The organism is Mycobacterium riyadhense, assembly GCF_963853645.1.
GTDB lineage: Bacteria > Actinomycetota > Actinomycetes > Mycobacteriales > Mycobacteriaceae > Mycobacterium > Mycobacterium riyadhense.
This window is the reverse complement of record NZ_OY970456.1, coordinates 1,936,538-1,952,780: the sequence shown is the minus strand read 5'-3', so window position 1 is coordinate 1,952,780 and position 16,243 is coordinate 1,936,538. Positions and strand designations below refer to the sequence as shown.

Annotated in this window: 18 protein-coding genes; 5 read left to right on the top strand and 13 right to left on the bottom strand. The window is 65.5% G+C overall.

Annotated elements, in window-relative coordinates; genetic code table 11:
* Positions 1-83 precede the first annotated feature (83 nt).
* From AADZ78_RS08775 to AADZ78_RS08765, 3 genes are all read left to right on the top strand, one after another.
* Positions 84-1,826: a cytochrome c biogenesis protein DipZ gene (locus AADZ78_RS08775; protein ID WP_085250313.1), complete on the top strand. Its 1,743-nt coding sequence runs from the start codon at positions 84-86 to the stop codon at positions 1,824-1,826.
* Positions 1,827-1,934: 108 nt separating this feature from the next.
* Positions 1,935-2,531, top strand: a complete 597-nt coding sequence (locus AADZ78_RS08770; protein WP_085250314.1) for a fasciclin domain-containing protein — start codon at positions 1,935-1,937, stop codon at positions 2,529-2,531.
* 61 nt (positions 2,532-2,592) lie between these two features.
* On the top strand, positions 2,593-2,847 hold the full coding sequence (locus AADZ78_RS08765) for a DUF2631 domain-containing protein (RefSeq protein WP_085250347.1): 255 nt from the start codon (positions 2,593-2,595) through the stop codon (positions 2,845-2,847).
* 3 nt (positions 2,848-2,850) lie between these two features.
* On the opposite strand, the gene AADZ78_RS08760 is transcribed toward AADZ78_RS08765, so the two are convergent.
* The 7 genes from AADZ78_RS08760 to pyrH all read right to left on the bottom strand — a co-directional run bounded on the left by AADZ78_RS08760 (position 2,851) and on the right by pyrH (position 8,135).
* On the bottom strand, positions 2,851-3,231 hold the full coding sequence (locus AADZ78_RS08760; protein ID WP_085250315.1) for a hypothetical protein: 381 nt from the start codon (positions 3,229-3,231) through the stop codon (positions 2,851-2,853).
* Between the two features lie 17 nt (positions 3,232-3,248).
* Entirely contained in the window at positions 3,249-4,106 is an 858-nt protein-coding gene (locus tag AADZ78_RS08755; protein ID WP_085250316.1) for a cytochrome c biogenesis CcdA family protein, read from the bottom strand.
* A gap of 4 nt (positions 4,107-4,110) precedes the next feature.
* Complete coding sequence (locus AADZ78_RS08750; protein WP_085250317.1) at positions 4,111-4,620, bottom strand: protein disulfide oxidoreductase; 510 nt, start codon at positions 4,618-4,620, stop codon at positions 4,111-4,113.
* Positions 4,621-4,677: 57 nt separating this feature from the next.
* Entirely contained in the window at positions 4,678-5,775 is a 1,098-nt protein-coding gene (gene rlmN, locus AADZ78_RS08745) for a 23S rRNA (adenine(2503)-C(2))-methyltransferase RlmN (protein ID WP_085250318.1), read from the bottom strand.
* Positions 5,776-5,794: 19 nt separating this feature from the next.
* The gene (locus tag AADZ78_RS08740) at positions 5,795-6,709 is read right to left on the bottom strand and encodes a phosphatidate cytidylyltransferase (protein WP_085250319.1); all 915 of its coding nucleotides are present in this window, start codon (positions 6,707-6,709) and stop codon (positions 5,795-5,797) included.
* A 32-nt stretch (positions 6,710-6,741) separates the two neighbouring features.
* A complete protein-coding gene (gene frr, locus AADZ78_RS08735; protein WP_085250320.1) occupies positions 6,742-7,299 on the bottom strand; it encodes a ribosome recycling factor in 558 nt (185 codons plus the stop codon).
* A 68-nt stretch (positions 7,300-7,367) separates the two neighbouring features.
* Positions 7,368-8,135: a UMP kinase gene (pyrH, locus tag AADZ78_RS08730; RefSeq protein ID WP_085250321.1), complete on the bottom strand. Its 768-nt coding sequence runs from the start codon at positions 8,133-8,135 to the stop codon at positions 7,368-7,370.
* Between the two features lie 378 nt (positions 8,136-8,513).
* Between pyrH and AADZ78_RS08725 the strand changes: the two genes are divergently transcribed.
* Positions 8,514-9,251 carry a winged helix-turn-helix domain-containing protein gene (locus AADZ78_RS08725; RefSeq protein WP_085250322.1) on the top strand — a complete coding sequence of 246 codons (738 nt, stop codon included), beginning with the start codon at positions 8,514-8,516 and terminating at the stop codon, positions 9,249-9,251.
* A gap of 38 nt (positions 9,252-9,289) precedes the next feature.
* Here AADZ78_RS08725 and AADZ78_RS08720 read toward each other — a convergent pair whose 3' ends face one another.
* The 4 genes from AADZ78_RS08720 to rpsB form a co-directional block, all read right to left on the bottom strand.
* A complete protein-coding gene (locus AADZ78_RS08720) occupies positions 9,290-9,769 on the bottom strand; it encodes an MPT63 family protein (RefSeq protein ID WP_085250323.1) in 480 nt (159 codons plus the stop codon).
* Between the two features lie 173 nt (positions 9,770-9,942).
* On the bottom strand, positions 9,943-11,343 hold the full coding sequence (locus tag AADZ78_RS08715; RefSeq protein ID WP_085250324.1) for an amidase: 1,401 nt from the start codon (positions 11,341-11,343) through the stop codon (positions 9,943-9,945).
* Between the two features lie 43 nt (positions 11,344-11,386).
* Positions 11,387-12,202 (bottom strand): translation elongation factor Ts, encoded by an 816-nt coding sequence (gene tsf, locus AADZ78_RS08710; RefSeq protein ID WP_085250325.1) that lies wholly within the window; start codon positions 12,200-12,202, stop codon positions 11,387-11,389.
* A gap of 12 nt (positions 12,203-12,214) precedes the next feature.
* Positions 12,215-13,051: a 30S ribosomal protein S2 gene (gene rpsB / locus AADZ78_RS08705; protein ID WP_085250326.1), complete on the bottom strand. Its 837-nt coding sequence runs from the start codon at positions 13,049-13,051 to the stop codon at positions 12,215-12,217.
* A gap of 319 nt (positions 13,052-13,370) precedes the next feature.
* On the opposite strand from rpsB, the gene AADZ78_RS08700 reads away from it, so the two are divergent.
* Positions 13,371-13,829 (top strand): M23 family metallopeptidase, encoded by a 459-nt coding sequence (locus tag AADZ78_RS08700; protein WP_169726287.1) that lies wholly within the window; start codon positions 13,371-13,373, stop codon positions 13,827-13,829.
* Between the two features lie 9 nt (positions 13,830-13,838).
* Here AADZ78_RS08700 and AADZ78_RS08695 read toward each other — a convergent pair whose 3' ends face one another.
* Both AADZ78_RS08695 and AADZ78_RS08690 read right to left on the bottom strand, forming a co-directional pair.
* Positions 13,839-15,041: a PPE family protein gene (locus tag AADZ78_RS08695; RefSeq protein ID WP_139828679.1), complete on the bottom strand. Its 1,203-nt coding sequence runs from the start codon at positions 15,039-15,041 to the stop codon at positions 13,839-13,841.
* 288 nt (positions 15,042-15,329) lie between these two features.
* Complete coding sequence (locus AADZ78_RS08690) at positions 15,330-16,238, bottom strand: tyrosine recombinase XerC (RefSeq protein ID WP_085250349.1); 909 nt, start codon at positions 16,236-16,238, stop codon at positions 15,330-15,332.
* Between the last annotated feature and the right edge of the window lie 5 nt (positions 16,239-16,243).

Sequence of the window (16,243 nt, the reverse complement as noted above, 5' to 3'; positions counted from 1 at the left end):
GGCGGCCCGGCTCTGCCGGGCCGCCTTTCGTTGCGTGCCTGGCTTTCACCAATCCGCCGCGGCGTCAGCTTCGAATGGTGGGTATGTTCACGCTCGCACTCATCGGCCTTATCGGTGGCCTCATTACCGGCATATCCCCGTGCATCCTGCCGGTACTGCCGGTGATCTTCTTCTCCGGCGCCCGCACCGGCGCCGCACCCGATTCCTCCGGCAGCGTTGCCGTCGCGGTCAAGCCAAAACGCTCACGCGCCGAAGCCTTGCGCCCGTATCGAGTGATCGCCGGTCTGGTGCTCAGCTTCAGTGTGGTCACCCTGGCGGGCACCGCCTTGCTGTCGCTGCTGCACCTGCGGCAGGACGCAATCCGCTGGGTGGCGCTGGTCGCACTGGTCGCGATCGGTCTCGGGCTGATCTTCCCGCGGTTCGAGCAGCTGCTGGAGCGGCCGTTCGCTCGCATCCCGCAAAGACGAGTCGACACCGGCGGCGGCAACGGGTTCGGTCTTGGCCTGGCGTTGGGTGCGCTCTACGTTCCTTGCGCGGGTCCGGTACTCGCCGCGATCGTAGTGGCCGGGGCCACCTCCAACATCGGCGTCAACACCGTCGTGCTCACGTGCGCCTTCGCCGTCGGCGCCGCATTGCCGTTGCTGTTCTTCGCGCTGGCTGGCCAGCAGGTGGCCGCACGGGTAAGCGCGTTTCGCCGTCGGCAGCGTGAGATCCGAATCGCGGCGGGGGTCGTGACGATTCTGCTGGCGGTGGCACTGGTATTCAACGTGCCCGCGCTGCTACAGCGAGCGATTCCCGACTACACCAGCGCATTGCAGCAGAAAGTCGGTGGTGACAACCAGATTCGGGAAAAGCTGAATCTCAGCGGCCTCGTCAACGATCAGAATGCGCAGTTGTCGAACTGCAGCAATGGCGCCGCCGAACTCGAAAATTGCGGTCCCGCGCCAGACATCAAGGGCATCGAGTCCTGGCTGAACACCCCCGGCAACAAACCGGTCGATCTCAAGTCGTTGCGGGGCCGGGTGGTCCTCATCGACTTCTGGGCCTATTCCTGCATCAACTGCCAACGCGCCATCCCCCACGTCGTCGGCTGGTACCAGGCGTACCAGAACAACGGCTTCGAGGTCATCGGCGTGCACACCCCCGAGTACGCATTCGAAAGGGTCGCCAACAATGTGGCGACCGGCGCCGCCGACCTGGGCATCAAATACCCAGTGGCGCTGGATAACAACTACGCAACGTGGACGAACTACCGCAACCGTTACTGGCCCGCCGAATATCTGATCGACGCCAATGGCACAGTGCGCCATATCAAATTCGGCGAAGGCGACTACGACGGCACCGAAAGGCTGATCCGGCAGTTGCTGGTCGATGCCAATCCAGGCGTGAAGTTGCCGCCGCCGGTGGACACCACCGACACCACGCCCGCGGCCGGGCTCACTCCCGAGACCTACTTCGGGGTGGGCAAGATGGTCAACTTCGCGGGCAGCGAGCTCTACGATCAGGGTTCGGCGACGTTCACCTATCCGAAGGCACTGCGAGCCAACGCCTTCGCGCTGAGCGGTCGGTGGTCGCTGGATTACCAGGGTGCGACGGCCGACAGCGACGACTCCAGCATCAAACTCAACTACCACGCAAAGAACGTCTATCTGGTCGTCGGCGGCACCGGAACCGTCACCGTGATCCACGACGGAACCTCGACGACGCTTCCGATCAGCGGTCCGCCGACTGCTCACCAGATCGTCGCTGGCGATCGGGTGACCGACGGGACGCTCGAAGTGGTTCCCAGCCAAGGGTTGCAGGTGTATTCGTTCACCTATGGATGACCGACTCGATTGCGAGGCCATCCAAAACCCGTCCGGCTCCGAATCATTCATGTCACTACAAATCCAGGCGGCGTTACCGTCGCCGAGAACAATTGAGGAGCCCAGGCAATGAAGCGACAACAAAAAACCACTGCAGCACTAACTTTCGCGGCAGCCGCGGCCGCCGTCGGTCTCGCGGTTGCCGTCGCACCCACCGCGGCGGCCAGTCCGGCCACCAATCTGGTCGGCCCCGGTTGCCAGGCCTACGCACAACAGGTACCCACCGGCCCGGGATCGGTGGAAGGGATGGCGGCCGACCCGGTTGCGGTGGCGGCCTCGAACAACCCGATGCTCACCACGCTGACCTCGGCGGTTTCGGGCAAGCTCAACCCACAGGTGAACCTGGTGGACACACTCAACAGTGGCCAGTTCACGGTGTTCGCTCCCACCGATCAAGCGTTCGGCAAGCTGGACGCCGCGACCATCGACACGCTGAAAACCGATGCGCCGCTGCTGAATAAGATCCTCACGTACCACGTGGTCCCCGGACAGCTGAGCCCGGCTCAAGTCGTGGGCACGCACGCCACGGTGCAAGGCGGGTCGGTGACGGTGACCGGTTCGGGCAACAGCCTCAAGGCGAACAACGCTTCGGTGGTGTGTGGCGGCGTGCAGACCCTGAACGCGACGGTGTACATGATCGACACGGTGCTGATGCCGTCGGGGTAACGCCAAATCGGCGTGTGCCAGAATGTGCTGCAACCTGCAAGCCGATCGGAGAGGAATCGCCGTGGCCAGTACCGAGGTGGAGCACTTCACCGGCGTCGACACCGCTGAGGTGCCGTCCGCGGCGTGGGGCTGGAGCAGGATCAATCACCGCACCTGGCACATCGTCGGTCTGTGCATCTTCGGGTTTCTGCTGGCGATGCTGCGGGGCAACCACGTCGGCCACGTCGAGGACTGGTTCCTGATCGGGTTTGCCGCGGTGGTGCTGTTCGTGCTGGTGCGCGACCTGTGGGGCCGGCGGCGCGGCTGGATCAGGTAATGCTCACCCGTCCACGATTTGGTGGGCGGGTGTTGCCCGATGGATGTTGACGTCGCCGGAGCCGCTGCGCATCTGCAGGACGAGGGTTTGGTCGCCTCGTTCGGGGCCCTCCGACGGCTGCAACTGGTTGGTGACGACACCGGATCCCGTGGTGACGTGCAGCCGGGCCGCGGTGCCTTCCGGGACGCCGACCGCAACCTCGCCACTGCCGGTCTGCACCGAGACGGCACCGCGAATGGCCGCTGACACGGCCACCGATCCGGATGCGGTGCTCGACTCCACGCTGCCGCGCAACGTGTCGACGGTCGGTGAGCCGCTGGCGGCCTGACACAGGCCGAGCAGACGTGAAAGCCCCCGAACGCTCGGCGTGTCGGGGGCTTTCACGTCTGCTCGGCCCAAATTCAGCGACGCGCTCGCCGGTACCAGGCGCTGACCAGCCCGCCAGCCACCAGCAGGGCCAATGCTCCGGTCCACGGCCATACGCCGTACCGATGTACCCAACCGGCCAACGCCCCTTGGAGGCGCCCCGCCGCGGCGATCACGCCGTCCTGCGGATTTGCTGCCGCATGGAACAACCGCACTTCGTAAATCCCGTAGTAGCTCACGTACAGCCCGACCAGCACCAGCACCGCACCGCTAAGCCGATTGACGAACGGCAGGATGCGTCGCATGCGGTCGGCCAGCGCCGAACTGGCGGTTGCGGCCGCGATCGCAAGCACACCGACGACCAGGGTCAGTCCCCCGACGTAGGCGAGGTAGATGGCCACGCTCCCGATGATCGAACCGCCCCGAAGGCCCGCGCCGGTGACCGCCAAGAACGGCCCGATGGTGCAGGACAACGACGCAATCGCATAGCTGACGCCATATCCGTACATGGAACTCACCCGAACCGTGGGAGCCCATCGCTGGCTCCGCTGTCGCGGCGTCAGTGCGGTCAGCTCTCGACCCGACAGCAGCCAAACCCCCAGAGCGATGAGCAGCACGCCGATCACCACCGTCACATAGGGCAGGTAGCGCTGCACGGTGCTGGCCGCCGAGATGGTCAGCACGCCGAACAAGCCGAATACCGTCACAAAGCCGAGTGACATGCCCACGGTGGCTGCCAGGGCTCGACCGAACGCGCCGACGGGGTTGCGGCGCTCGGCAGACTCCCCGCGCACCACCAGCAGCAAGTAAGCGGGCAGCATGGCAAACCCGCAGGGGTTTAGCGCTGCCACCAAGCCGGCGGCGAAGGCCAAACCAATCAGAGCCTGGTCCACCGGTTTACGACGCCAGCGCGGCCACCCGGCCGGACAACTCCTCCTGGGACATCGCCGCGGTGGGGTTGTTGACGAACGTGGAGGAACCATCCGCGCGGTAGAACACCCATGCCGGCTGCCAAGGGACGTTGTAACGGGCCCAGATCGCGCCGTCGGCGTCATTGAGGTTGGTGAAGTTCAGGCCGTATTTCGAAACGAAGTTCTGCATCGCCCCGACGTCGGAATGGGCCGCAACACCCACGAAGGTGACGCCTGGATTGGCCGCCGTCACCTGGCTGAGACCGGGAGCTTCTGCGTTGCAAAACGGGCACCACGGCGTCCAGAACCACAACACCGCCGGCTTGCCTTGCAGGCTCGCGCCATTGAACGGAGCACCGGCCAAGGTGGTGGCCGTGAAGTTCAGGCGCTCGTCGGCGGCCGCCGCACGCGGCGCGGTGGCCAGACCGAACATCAGGACGAGCGCGGCTAAAAGGGGGGCACACGTCTTGATTGGGGACACAACGCGAAAACTCATGGTTGACCTCGCTTGCTGGGTGTTTTGTCTTGATTACGGATTACCCGCCGCTAGGGTTCATCGGCCGCCGTCGGCGGCCAGCTGTCCGCACGCGGCACTTATCTCCCTACCGCGGGTGTCTCGCACCGTGCAGGAAACCCCTTGCGCGCGAATATGTTTGACGAACTCGCGCTCCACCGGCTTGGGGCTGGCGTCCCAATCGCTGCCCGGGGTCGGGTTGAGCGGGATCAAATTCACATGCACCAGGGACCCAAGGGCACAGTGCAATCGGTTACCCAGCAGATCAGCCCGCCACGGTTGGTCGTTGACATCACGAATCAGCGCGTACTCGACGGACACCCGCCGGCCGGTGACGTCGGCGTAGTAGCGGGCGGCGTCCAGCGCCTCGCTGATCTTCCACCGGTTGTTGACCGGTACCAACGTGTCGCGCAACTCGTCGTCGGGCGCATGCAGCGACAGCGCCAGCGTCACGCCAAGCCGCTCATCGGCAAGTTTGCGGATACCAGGGACCAGACCGACCGTCGACACCGTCACCGATCGCGCGGAAATCCCGAAACCCGACGGCGGCGGCTCGGTGATGCGCCGCACTGCGGCCAGCACCCTGGTGTAGTTGGCCAGCGGCTCCCCCATGCCCATGAACACAACGTTGGACAACCGGTCGCCGAAGTCGTCACGCAGCGCCACAGCACCGACGCGTACCTGCTCCAGGATCTCGGCGGTCGACAGGTTGCGGGTCAAGCCGCCCTGGCCGGTGGCGCAGAACGGGCAGGCCATGCCGCAGCCGGCCTGCGACGAAATGCACACCGTATTGCGCTGTGGATAGCGCATCAGCACCGACTCGACAGTGACGCCATCGATGGCCCGCCACAACGTCTTTCGTGTCTGCCCAGCGTCGCAGGTCACTTCGCGGACGGCGCTGAGCAGGTTGGGGAACATGGTCTCGGCGATCTGGTCGCGAACCGCCGCCGGAAGGTCGGTCATCTGCCGCGGATCGGCGATCAGCCGGCCGTAGTACTGGTGGGCGAGCTGCTTGGCGCGAAACGCCGGCAGGCCCAATTCGACAACGGCCGACGCGCGTCCGGCGGCGTCGAGGTCGGCTAGGTGCCGCGGCGGCTTGCCGCGGCGCGGCGCCTCGAATATCAGCTCACCGACCATGATCTGTCCAGTATCGGCCCTAAGGCAGCAGCGTTAGTACTGTCCAGGCCGCCACCGCGGACGGCAGCACGCCGTCCAACCGGTCCATCAAACCACCGTGGCCCGGCAGCAGCCGACCCATGTCCTTGATGCCGAGATCACGCTTTACCTGGGACTCCACCAGGTCGCCCAGCGTGGTGGTGAGCACAAAAAGTAGACCAAGCAAAGCACCGACCCACGGAGTCCTGCCGGCCAAGAAGGTCCCGGTCAGGATCGTCGCGGTGATCCCGCAGACCAACGAACCGGCGAAGCCCTCCCAGGACTTCTTCGGGCTGATCCTGGGAACCATCGGATGCTTGCCAAACAGCACCCCCACGGTGTAGCCCCCCACATCGGACGAGATGACCGCAATCATCATGCAGAACACCCACCCCGGGCCGTGCTTTGGTTCGTAGATCAGCATCGCGGCGAAGGAGCCAAACAGCGGCACCCACGCGGCCAGGAAAATGGTGGCCGAGGCGTCGCGTAGGTAGTTGGTCGAAGACGGCTGACCATCGGAGCGTTCGCCTTGGCCGTCCGACCGTTTGTCCTGCATGAAAAGCCGCCAGATCATGCAAACCATCACCATGGCGGCGAATCCCACCAGCGCCCCGACGGCGCGATAAGGCCAGGTCAGCCAGACCGTTACCTGGCCACCGACCAACAAGGGGATTACCGGTATCAGGTAGCCGGCATCACGCAGCCGCCGCACCACCTCGTGGCTGGCAACCAAGATGGCCGCCGCACAAATCGCCACCCAGACATGTGGAACGAACACCAGCGTCGCGATGAGGACAAAGCCGATGCTCCAGCCCACCAGGTTCGCGGCGCGCAGGTCACGTCCGGCCCGGGAGGTCCCTTTGGCCGGCTGCGCCGGCTCATCTGGGCTGCCGGGGTCGGCATCAGTGGTTGCCACAGGCGTAAACGTACTTAGCTGCTGGGCGGCCGCTAGACCTCCAGCAGCTCGCCTTCTTTGTGTTTGACCAGCTCGTCGATTTGGGCGACGTACTGGTGGGTGGTCTTGTCGAGATCCTTTTCGGCCCGCCCGACCTCATCCTCGCCGGCTTCGCCATCCTTGCGGATGCGGTGCAGTTCCTCCATCGCTTTACGACGGATGTTGCGTACCGAGACTCGGGCTTCCTCCCCCTTGTGTTTGGCCTGCTTGACCAGTTCTCGCCGGCGTTCCTCGGTGAGCTGGGGTACGGCCACCCGGATCAGGGTGCCATCGTTGGTGGGGTTCACTCCAAGATCGGAGTTGCGGATGGCTGTCTCGATCGCGTGCAGCTGGTTGGCTTCGTAGGGCTTGATGACGACCAGCCGAGCCTCGGGAACATTGATGCTGGCCAGCTGTGTGATCGGGGTGGTCGCGCCGTAATAGTCGATGGCGATCCGGGAGAACATGCCCGGGTTGGCGCGGCCGGTACGAATGGTCGACAGGTCGTCCCGAGCCACTGCCACGGCCTTCTCCATCTTCTCTTCGGCGTCGAAGAGTGCCTCATCTATCATTGGCGCCGCTCCTTCTCATCGCTTCGCTCTGCATCGTCGCCGACGCGTATCATTGGCGCCGCTCCTTCTCAGGTGGTGACCAGCGTTCCGATCTTCTCACCAGCGACCGCTCGGGCGATATTGCCATCGGTCAGCAGGTTGAACACCAGAATCGGCATGCCATTGTCCATGCAAAGACTGAACGCCGTGGCATCCGCCACTCGCAGCCCTCGGTCAATGACCTCGCGATGGCTGACCGCGGTGAGTAGTTCGGCGTTGGGATTTACCCGCGGATCCTCGGCAAACACACCGTCGACGGCCTTGGCCATCAACACCACGTCCGCGTCGATCTCCAGTGCCCGCTGCGCCGCGGTCGTGTCCGTGGAAAAGTACGGCAGCCCCATGCCGGCGCCGAAGATCACCACCCGGCCCTTCTCCAGGTGGCGGACGGCCCGCAACGGGAGGTAGGGCTCGGCCACCTGGCCCATCGTGATTGCGGTCTGGACTCGGGTGACAATGCCTTCCTTCTCCAGGAAGTCTTGCAGGGCAAGGCTGTTCATGACCGTTCCGAGCATGCCCATGTAGTCCGAGCGGGTGCGCTCCATGCCGAGCTGCTGAAGTTGTGCGCCACGGAAAAAGTTGCCACCGCCGATCACGACGGCAACCTGCACGCCGCCGCGGACCACGTCGGCGATCTGGCGGGCCACCTGCGACACGACATCGGGATCCAGCCCGACCTGGCCGCCACCGAACATTTCGCCGCCGAGCTTGAGCAATACTCGCGAATACTTCGACGGCGAGCCAGAAACTGGAGAAGCCGGCACACCGTTGGTGCTCGTCGGCTTGGGCTCCTTCATCAGACTCCTCGCATGAGAGTGCCATCCCGGCAACCACCCGGAACGGCATCTCTTATCCTGCCTCATCGCCTCGCTCCCGCGTGGGCGGGGTGGAGTATTTGCCCAGCTGGCAATCTGGGGAGCCGCCGGGGCCGCGCGATGCGGTTGTGTCGTGCAGCCGTCTCTTACCAACTATTTCTCCGCCCCGATGTTTGAGCAATCGGCACGTTGGGAATCCCCTCGCAACGCCACGGGAAGCGTCCCGTATCTGGGCCGATCAGCCCAGCTGGTGGGTGCTGGGCAGAACTCAATTGAACAAACTTGGAATAGATTTGCTCTGAACCGGGTATCCAGCGCTGCTGGTAGGTCGAGCACCCTGGTGAGGTTTGGAGACATCTGTTGGAAGTTGTTCTCATTTCCAATGATCCCGAATTTGAATCGGCTCTACCGACGCTGGAATCGTTCGCCCAGGTGTTACCGCGAGTCCCGTTGGACGATCCCGACGAGGGGGCGAATTCCACTGCCGACGTCGCGGTCATCGATGCGCGCACCGACCTGACGGCAGCGCGCAGGGTTTGTCGGCGGCTGACAGCCAACGCGCCAGCACTGGCGGTGATTGCCGTCGTCGCACCTGCCGACTTTGTGGAGGTCGACATCGATTGGCAATTCGACGACGTGCTGCTAGCCGCCGCCGGCGCGGCGGAACTGCAGGCCCGGTTACGGCTGGCGATTACGCGTCGACGCAGCGCACTCGAAGGCACACTCCAATTCGGCGACCTCGTCCTGCACCCGGGCAGCTTCACCGTGTCACTGGGTGGCAAGGATCTGGGCCTGACCCTGACCGAGTTCAAACTGTTGAATTTTCTTGTGCAGCATGCCGGTCGGGCATTCACCCGGACTCGGCTCATGCATGAGGTGTGGGGTTATGACTGCACGGGCCGCGTTCGTACTGTCGACGTACACGTACGACGACTGCGCGCAAAGCTGGGAACCGAGCACGAATCGATGATCGAGACGGTCCGCGGCGTGGGTTATATGGCGATCACGCCACCGCAGCCACGATGGGTAATCAGGGAGCCGATGCCAAGTCCCGTCTGGCCATCAACGGAAACAGCCGAGGACTCGATCGCCCAATAACAAGCGCGATCGTGGTCCAGGTCGACCGGAATATCGCACTAAGCGTTGTTGGTCCAGATGAGAACATCCTGGACGCCATCGTTGTAGACAACCCCGTTCGGGGGCGCACCGGTGACGTCGAAGAAGATCTTCCCGTTCGTCTGCTCACCCTGGGGAATCGGCGCCGGGTTGATTCCGGCCGGCGCGGGCACGTTGTTGACGACCCGGTAGTTCTGGCCGGTCGGCGTGCGCGCGTTGAAGGACGACACGAGCGGGGTCACCGTGCCGCTATTTGCCACGGCGGTAACCTCGGCCTGCCACAGCTGCCCCTGCGGTGTGTAGCCCGGGATGGTCATGTCGGTTGGCTCTAGGTTGTGAACCGTGTACGCGGTAACAAGCGGCCCGCTGACGATCGGCGCGCTCGTGCCAAATTGCTGGATGCTGGGGATGGCAATAGCGGGCGCCGCGGTGAAAGCGGCCGCAGCTGCTATTCCGGCGGCCCCGATCGCCGTTTTGACTGCGGTTTTCGTGAACTTCATGTGACTCCTCCCATATGAGTCGACCACGTTCCTCGCTGAAGCGCCGCGCTCCATTGGTATTACGAGGACCGCCCCCACGCATGTCCATAACCGCTTGACGCGGCACTCAAACATGCATGCTGGTGCACGGCCACCAGACCTGCGATAAGCCGTCATGAAGCGCTTCGGCCAGTTCAATCCTGAATCCGGGCCCACGGCCGGGCCTGCTCTAGTTCATAGGCCAGCTCCAGCAGTCGCGCCTCGTGACCCATGCCGGTCGCGAACATCAGGCCGACCGGAAGACCTTCCGAGGACTGAGCCAGCGGCAACGAAATCGCAGGCTCCCCCGTCACGTTCTGCAGCGGCGTGAACGCGACCCAATTGGATAGCCGATCGAGCACCTGCTGGTAGTCGTTGGGCGCCAGGTAACCAACCCGTGGCGTAACGTCGGCGAGCGTGGGAGTGAGCAACGCGTCGTAGCCAGCGAAGAACTGTGCGCTGCGTCGGCGCAGCCGGCGCAGCCGCGCGATCGCCAGCGGGAGCCGGTGGATGTTGCGCCTGGTATGGCGAGCCAGGCCCAACGTCAGGTTGTCCAGCCGGGTGCGGTCGAAGGTGTTGCCGAATGTGCGGCGACCGGTGCCGATTTGCGCCAGCGCCAGCAGTCCCCAATACAGCACGAAATCGTCGACGAAGCTGGCCGGCACCCAGGTGTTGTCGATGCACTCGACTCGGTGGCCGAGTTCTTCCAGCAGGGCCGCCGTCTTCAGCGTCAGTTCCCGCACTTCGGGGCTTGCGTCACGCTGGACCGAACTTGTCACCACGGCAATCTTGAGCCGCTGCTTGCCCGGTCGGGTGACATCACCGATCGGCGGCAGTTTGGGGTTGCGCCAGATGCGCTCGACCTCCCGGTAGCAGGCCGCGGTGTCACGAACGGAGCGGGTCAACACCCCGTTGGCCACGATGCCCACCGGCATCCGCCGGTACTCGGGATCCAGCGGCAACCGTCCACGCGTCGGCTTGAGCCCCACCAATCCATTGCAGGCGGCAGGTATTCGGATGGAACCACCGCCGTCGTTGGCGTGCGCGATCGGTACCACACCGGCGGCGACGAATGCCCCCGATCCCGACGATGAGGCACCCGCGGTGTAATCGGTATTCCACGGATTACGGACCGGTCCCAGTCGGGGGTGTTCAGCGGCGGCGCTGAACCCGAACTCCGACATCTGCGTTTTGCCCAGCGCCACCAGCCCGCTGTCCAGCAACACACGAGTTATCTCGCTGTCGGTGGCGGCCGGGTACGGTTGCCAGGCGTCGGTGCCCCGCATCGACGGCATTCCGGCCATGTTGACGTTGTCCTTGATGAACGTCGGCACGCCGCCGAAGAATCCCTTGACGTCGCCGGACGCTAGGGCTCGCGCTTGATCGAAGGCCGCGTACGCCAACCCATTGAGCGCCGGATCGACAGCTTCGGCGCGCGCGATCGCTGCGTCGACGAGTTCGGCCCGGCCCACCCGGCCGGATCGGATGGCATCGGCGAGGGCGACCGCGTCAAGGTCGCCAAGGGCATCGTCTCCGAAAGCTTGTACGCGAGGCATAGCACTGACGTTAGCCCGACGCAGGCCCGGCTGCGCTGGCTTGCTACGCCTGGCCTACCTCGAACCGAACGAACCGAGTCACCGTCACGCCGGCCTCGTCAAGCAGCGCCTTGACGGTCTTTTTGTTGTCGGACACCGATGGCTGCTCGAGCAGCACCGAGTCCTTGAAGAAGCCGTTGAGCCGCCCTTCGACGATCTTGGGTAGCGCCTGCTCCGGCTTGCCCTCGGCCTTCGCGGTCTCCTCTGCGATGCGGCGCTCGCTGGCCACGACGTCTGCGGGCACGTCGTCACGAGACAGGTAGCGGGCCTTGAGCGCGGCGATCTGCAGCGCCACCGCATGTGCCGCCTCGGCGTTGGAACCGGTGTATCCGACCAGCACCCCCACCGCCGGCGGTAGGTCGGCCGACCGCCGGTGCAGGTAGGTCTCGACCGTGCCGTCGACGATCGCGACGCGGCGCAGCTCCAGCTTCTCGCCGATCTTGGCCGACAGCGCAGCGATGGCCTCCTCGACTGTCTTGTCGCCGGCGCTGGCCCGTTTGAGTGCGTCGACGTCGGCGGCCTTGGACGCCACGGCCGCCGCGACAATTTCGTCGGCCAGCTTCTGGAACTCCGCATTCTTGGCGACGAAGTCCGTCTCGCAGTTCAGCTCTATAAGAGCCCCGGCGCGCGCCGCGACCAGACCCTCGGCAGTCGCCCGCTCGGCGCGCTTGCCGACGTCCTTGGCGCCCTTGATGCGCAGCGCCTCGACGGCCTTGTCGAAGTCGCCGTCGGTTTCGACCAGGGCGTTCCTACAGTCGAGCATTCCGGCACCGGTCAGCTCCCGAAGTCGCTTGACGTCGGCAGCGGTGTAGTTCGCCAATGCTCAGCCTTCCTATGAGGGGTCAGTGGTTGATTCGGTTGTGCTGGCGCCCTCGGCCCCGGGCGCTGCACTGGCACTGGCGCTGGCCAATAGCTCCTGCTCCCATTCCGGGAGCGGCTCGGCGGCTTCGGCCTCCGGCTTGCCGTCGCCGCGGCCCAGGCCGGCGCGGGCCTGCAGGCCCTCGGCGACCGCGGAGGCGATCACCTTGGTGAGCAGGGCCGCCGAGCGGATCGCGTCGTCGTTGCCCGGGATCGGGTAGTCGACCTCGTCGGGGTCGCAGTTGGTGTCGAGGATCGCAATGACCGGGATGCCCAGCTTGCGCGCCTCGCCGACGGCGATGTGCTCCTTGTTGGTGTCGACGACCCAGATCGCCGACGGCACCTTGGCCATGTCGCGAATGCCGCCGAGACTGCGCTCCAGCTTGTTCTTCTCCCGGGTCAGGCCCAGGATCTCCTTTTTGGTGCGGCCCTCGAAGCCACCGGTCTGCTCCATCGCCTCGAGCTCCTTGAGGCGCTGCAGGCGCTTGTGCACGGTGGAGAAGTTGGTGAGCATGCCGCCCAGCCAGCGCTGGTTCACATACGGCATGCCGACGCGGGTGGCTTCGGCCGCGACGGACTCCTGTGCTTGCTTCTTGGTGCCGACGAACAGCACCGAACCCCCGTGAGCGACGGTCTCCTTGACGAACTCGTACGCCTTGTCGATGAAGGTCAGCGTCTGCTGCAGGTCGATGATGTAGATGCCGTTGCGATCGGTGAAGATGAACCGCTTCATCTTTGGATTCCAGCGCCGGGTCTGATGCCCGAAGTGGGTGCCGCTGTCAAGCAGCTGTTTCATGGTGACTACGGCCATGCGTATGCCTTACTTATGTGTCGGTTGTTCGCCCGGCATCGGGTGAAGCCGGGCCCTGGCGTCTGCTGCGATGCCGAACCCGTTCACCGAATTCCGGCTCACGGGACCGCCCCGGCATGCTGTTGCGGATCCTGAAGCAACTGGGGCTTCAAAGACCACGTGCAGGCGCGCGAAGTCAGCCCGCTGGTACGAGCTGCGACGAGCAGTTTACACCGAGCGCCGTTTTCCACAGAACGCCCAGCGGTGAGTGGCCCCGCCGAGGCGGACGCCCTGAACTGATCGGGTGCGACGGATAGTGCTGGTGCTGTGCTGGGCGCTGATGGGCGCGCCGGCGGCGCATGCCGACGACGCGCGACTGGGCTGGCCATTGCGGCCACCCCCGGCGGTCGTCAGGGGATTCGACGCGCCCGTGCCCGATTGGCACCCCGGGCACCGAGGCGTGGACTTGGCCGGCGCCCCAGGTCAGTTGGTGTATGCGGCCGGCGACGCGACCGTGGTGTTCGCCGGGCTGCTGGCGGGACGGCCGGTGGTTTCGTTGGCACACCCAGGCGGCCTGCACACCAGCTACGAGCCCGTCCGCGCGACGGTGCGGCCCGGTCAGCTGGTGACGGCGCAAACCGCAATCGGCGAGCTGGTTGCCGGGCATCCGGGCTGTCCGGCCCAGGCATGCCTGCATTGGGGCGCGATGTGGGGTCCGGCTTCGGGCGCCAACTACGTCGATCCGCTCGGCCTGCTGCAGTCCACACCGATACGGCTCAAACCGTTGCGTGATGGCTGACGCCGCGCACTAACCGGCGAAGGGCGGGCGCTGCATCACGGCGTATCGGAATCCGTACTTGTGGGTAAAGCCGCCGCCACCACTGGCGGCGTGGCTGGTGCCGCCCATCGGGATCCCGCGAAGAATGGCGTTTTCCCCTGGCTGCTTGAGGATCTCGGTGATGTCCTGTTCGACCGGCCTACCCCAGGCAGTGGGATTTATCATGCGGGCGCGCGCCGCCCAGTCCGGCGTCACCGACAGCCCCCCGATCGACCCGCCTTTGCCCACTCCGGCCGTGACGCCAAGCGTTTCGCGAGTGTGTGCCCACCAGTTTGGCGAGGAAGGGGGGGCGACACCAACGCGAGCGCCTGCCCCGACCACCGGACCCGCCCGGGTACCGGCGAAGACCGAACCCCAGCTGTCAACCACCGAAGACCCGGAGTCACCGGCACCAGCGGACGGAGAGCCCGGGATCAGCGTTTGTGTCATCGCCACAAAAGATTGCAGGATCCCCTCGTCGAAATACGAGAGCCCCAGTAATCGAACAATCGTGGTCCGGTTCGCGGGCGAAAGAGCGGGCAAATGTGCGTTCATCCAATCGACGAACGCCCAGTACCACGCCGGCAACGCGATCGCTGGTGCGGCTGAGGGCACTGCGGCGGCGGTGCTTGACGATACGGTCAGCGCTGCGGCGCCAGCCGGTATCGCGGCTGTCCCGACAGTCGCGGCTTGCCCGGCAAATGCGGCCGGGTTGGTGGTTGTCGGTGCTGGCGTGAACGGGGTCAACTCCATGGCGGTCAGCGAGGCGCTGGCATAGCCGTACATGGCCGCGGCATCCTGGGCCCACATCTCGCCGTACAGCGCCTCGGTGGCGGCGATCGCCGGGGTGTTCTGGCCGAAAAAATTGGTCGCGATCAACGCCATCAGCAAAGCGCGGTTAGCCGCGACGACCGGCGGGGGAACCGTCATTAGGAAGGCAAGCTCGTAGGCTGCCGCCGCAGCCCGCGCCTGCATTCCTGCCTGCTCAGCCTGCCGGGCGGTGGCGCTGAGCCACTCAACATAGGGCGTGGCGGCGGCGACCATGGCCACCGATGCGGGCCCCATCCACTGTGAACTGGTCAGCTCCGAGACGACCGACCCGTAGACGGCGGCCGTCAAGTCCAACTCGGCCGCAAGCCCATCCCAGGCCGTGGCGGCGGCCATCATGGACGCCGATCCCGGGCCGGAATACATGCGGCCGGAGTTGATCTCGGGCGGTAACACCCCGAAGTCGAACACCCTGTGCCCTCATCGCTTAACCGATAACGCGATATTTGGCGTCGTTGCCGCAGCCGCTTGCTAGTGCGTATTAGACGGTCATCTAGCGCCAAGCGCCAGTCGTATGGCTTCCCAGCCGGCCGCCGTTCACTCAAAGTTTGATTTCCGGCCACAATTTCCCAGCGAAGCCCGATGGCCCGCCTCTCCCCCGCAAGCGGGAGGTGCCCCACCTCACGCCGCTCCGCGGCGGGCGTCGTCGCCGGGTTAGGCCCGCGGGTGGGCCTGATCATGCACGGCACGCAACCTGGCAACCGCGACATGGGTGTACAGCTGCGTGGTGGCCAGACTGGAATGGCCGAGCAGCTCCTGAACAACCCGCAGATCGGCCCCACCTTCGAGCAGATGAGTGGCCGCGCTGTGCCGCAACCCGTGCGGCCCCATGTCGGGCGCACCGTCGACCGCGGCGACGGTCTGGTGCACCACAGTGCGTGCCTGCCGCACATCGAGACGCCGGCCGCGGACGCCCAGCAGTAGTGCCGGGCCGGACCCCGCGGTGACCAGCTCGGGACGCCCGTCGGCCAGCCAGGCGCGCAAGGCGTCAGCGGCCGGGCGCCCGAACGGCACGGTGCGCTGCTTGTTTCCCTTGCCGAGTACCCGCAGCAGCCGATGCCCGGTGTCGACGTCGTCGACGTCCAGGCCGCACAGCTCGCTCACCCGGATCCCGGTGGCATACAACAGCTCGACGATCAGCCGGTCCCGCAAAGCCAGCGGATCGCCTTGCTCGGCACCGGACTTCGCGGCCGTCATTGCTGCAAGCGCCTGGTCCTGGCGCAACACCGCCGGCAGTGTACGACGGGCCTTAGGCACTTGCAGGCGGGCGGCGGGGTTGGCAGCCAGCAGTCCTCGACGCGCCGCCCACGCGGTGAATGCCTTGACCGCCGAGGTGCGCCGGGCCAGCGTCGTACGTGCGGCCCCGGCGCCGGCTGTGGCGGCCAGCCACGACCGCAACGCGGGCAGGCTCAGGTCGTCCAGGCCCGCGCCGCGGTCGGCGAGAAAGTCGAACAGCGACCGCAGGTCGCCCCGATACGCACGGCGGGTGTGGGCCGAGCGTCCGCAATGCAGTGCCAGGTATTCGTCGAACTCATCGAGGATCGCCTCGCTCTTAACCGGCACCCCCA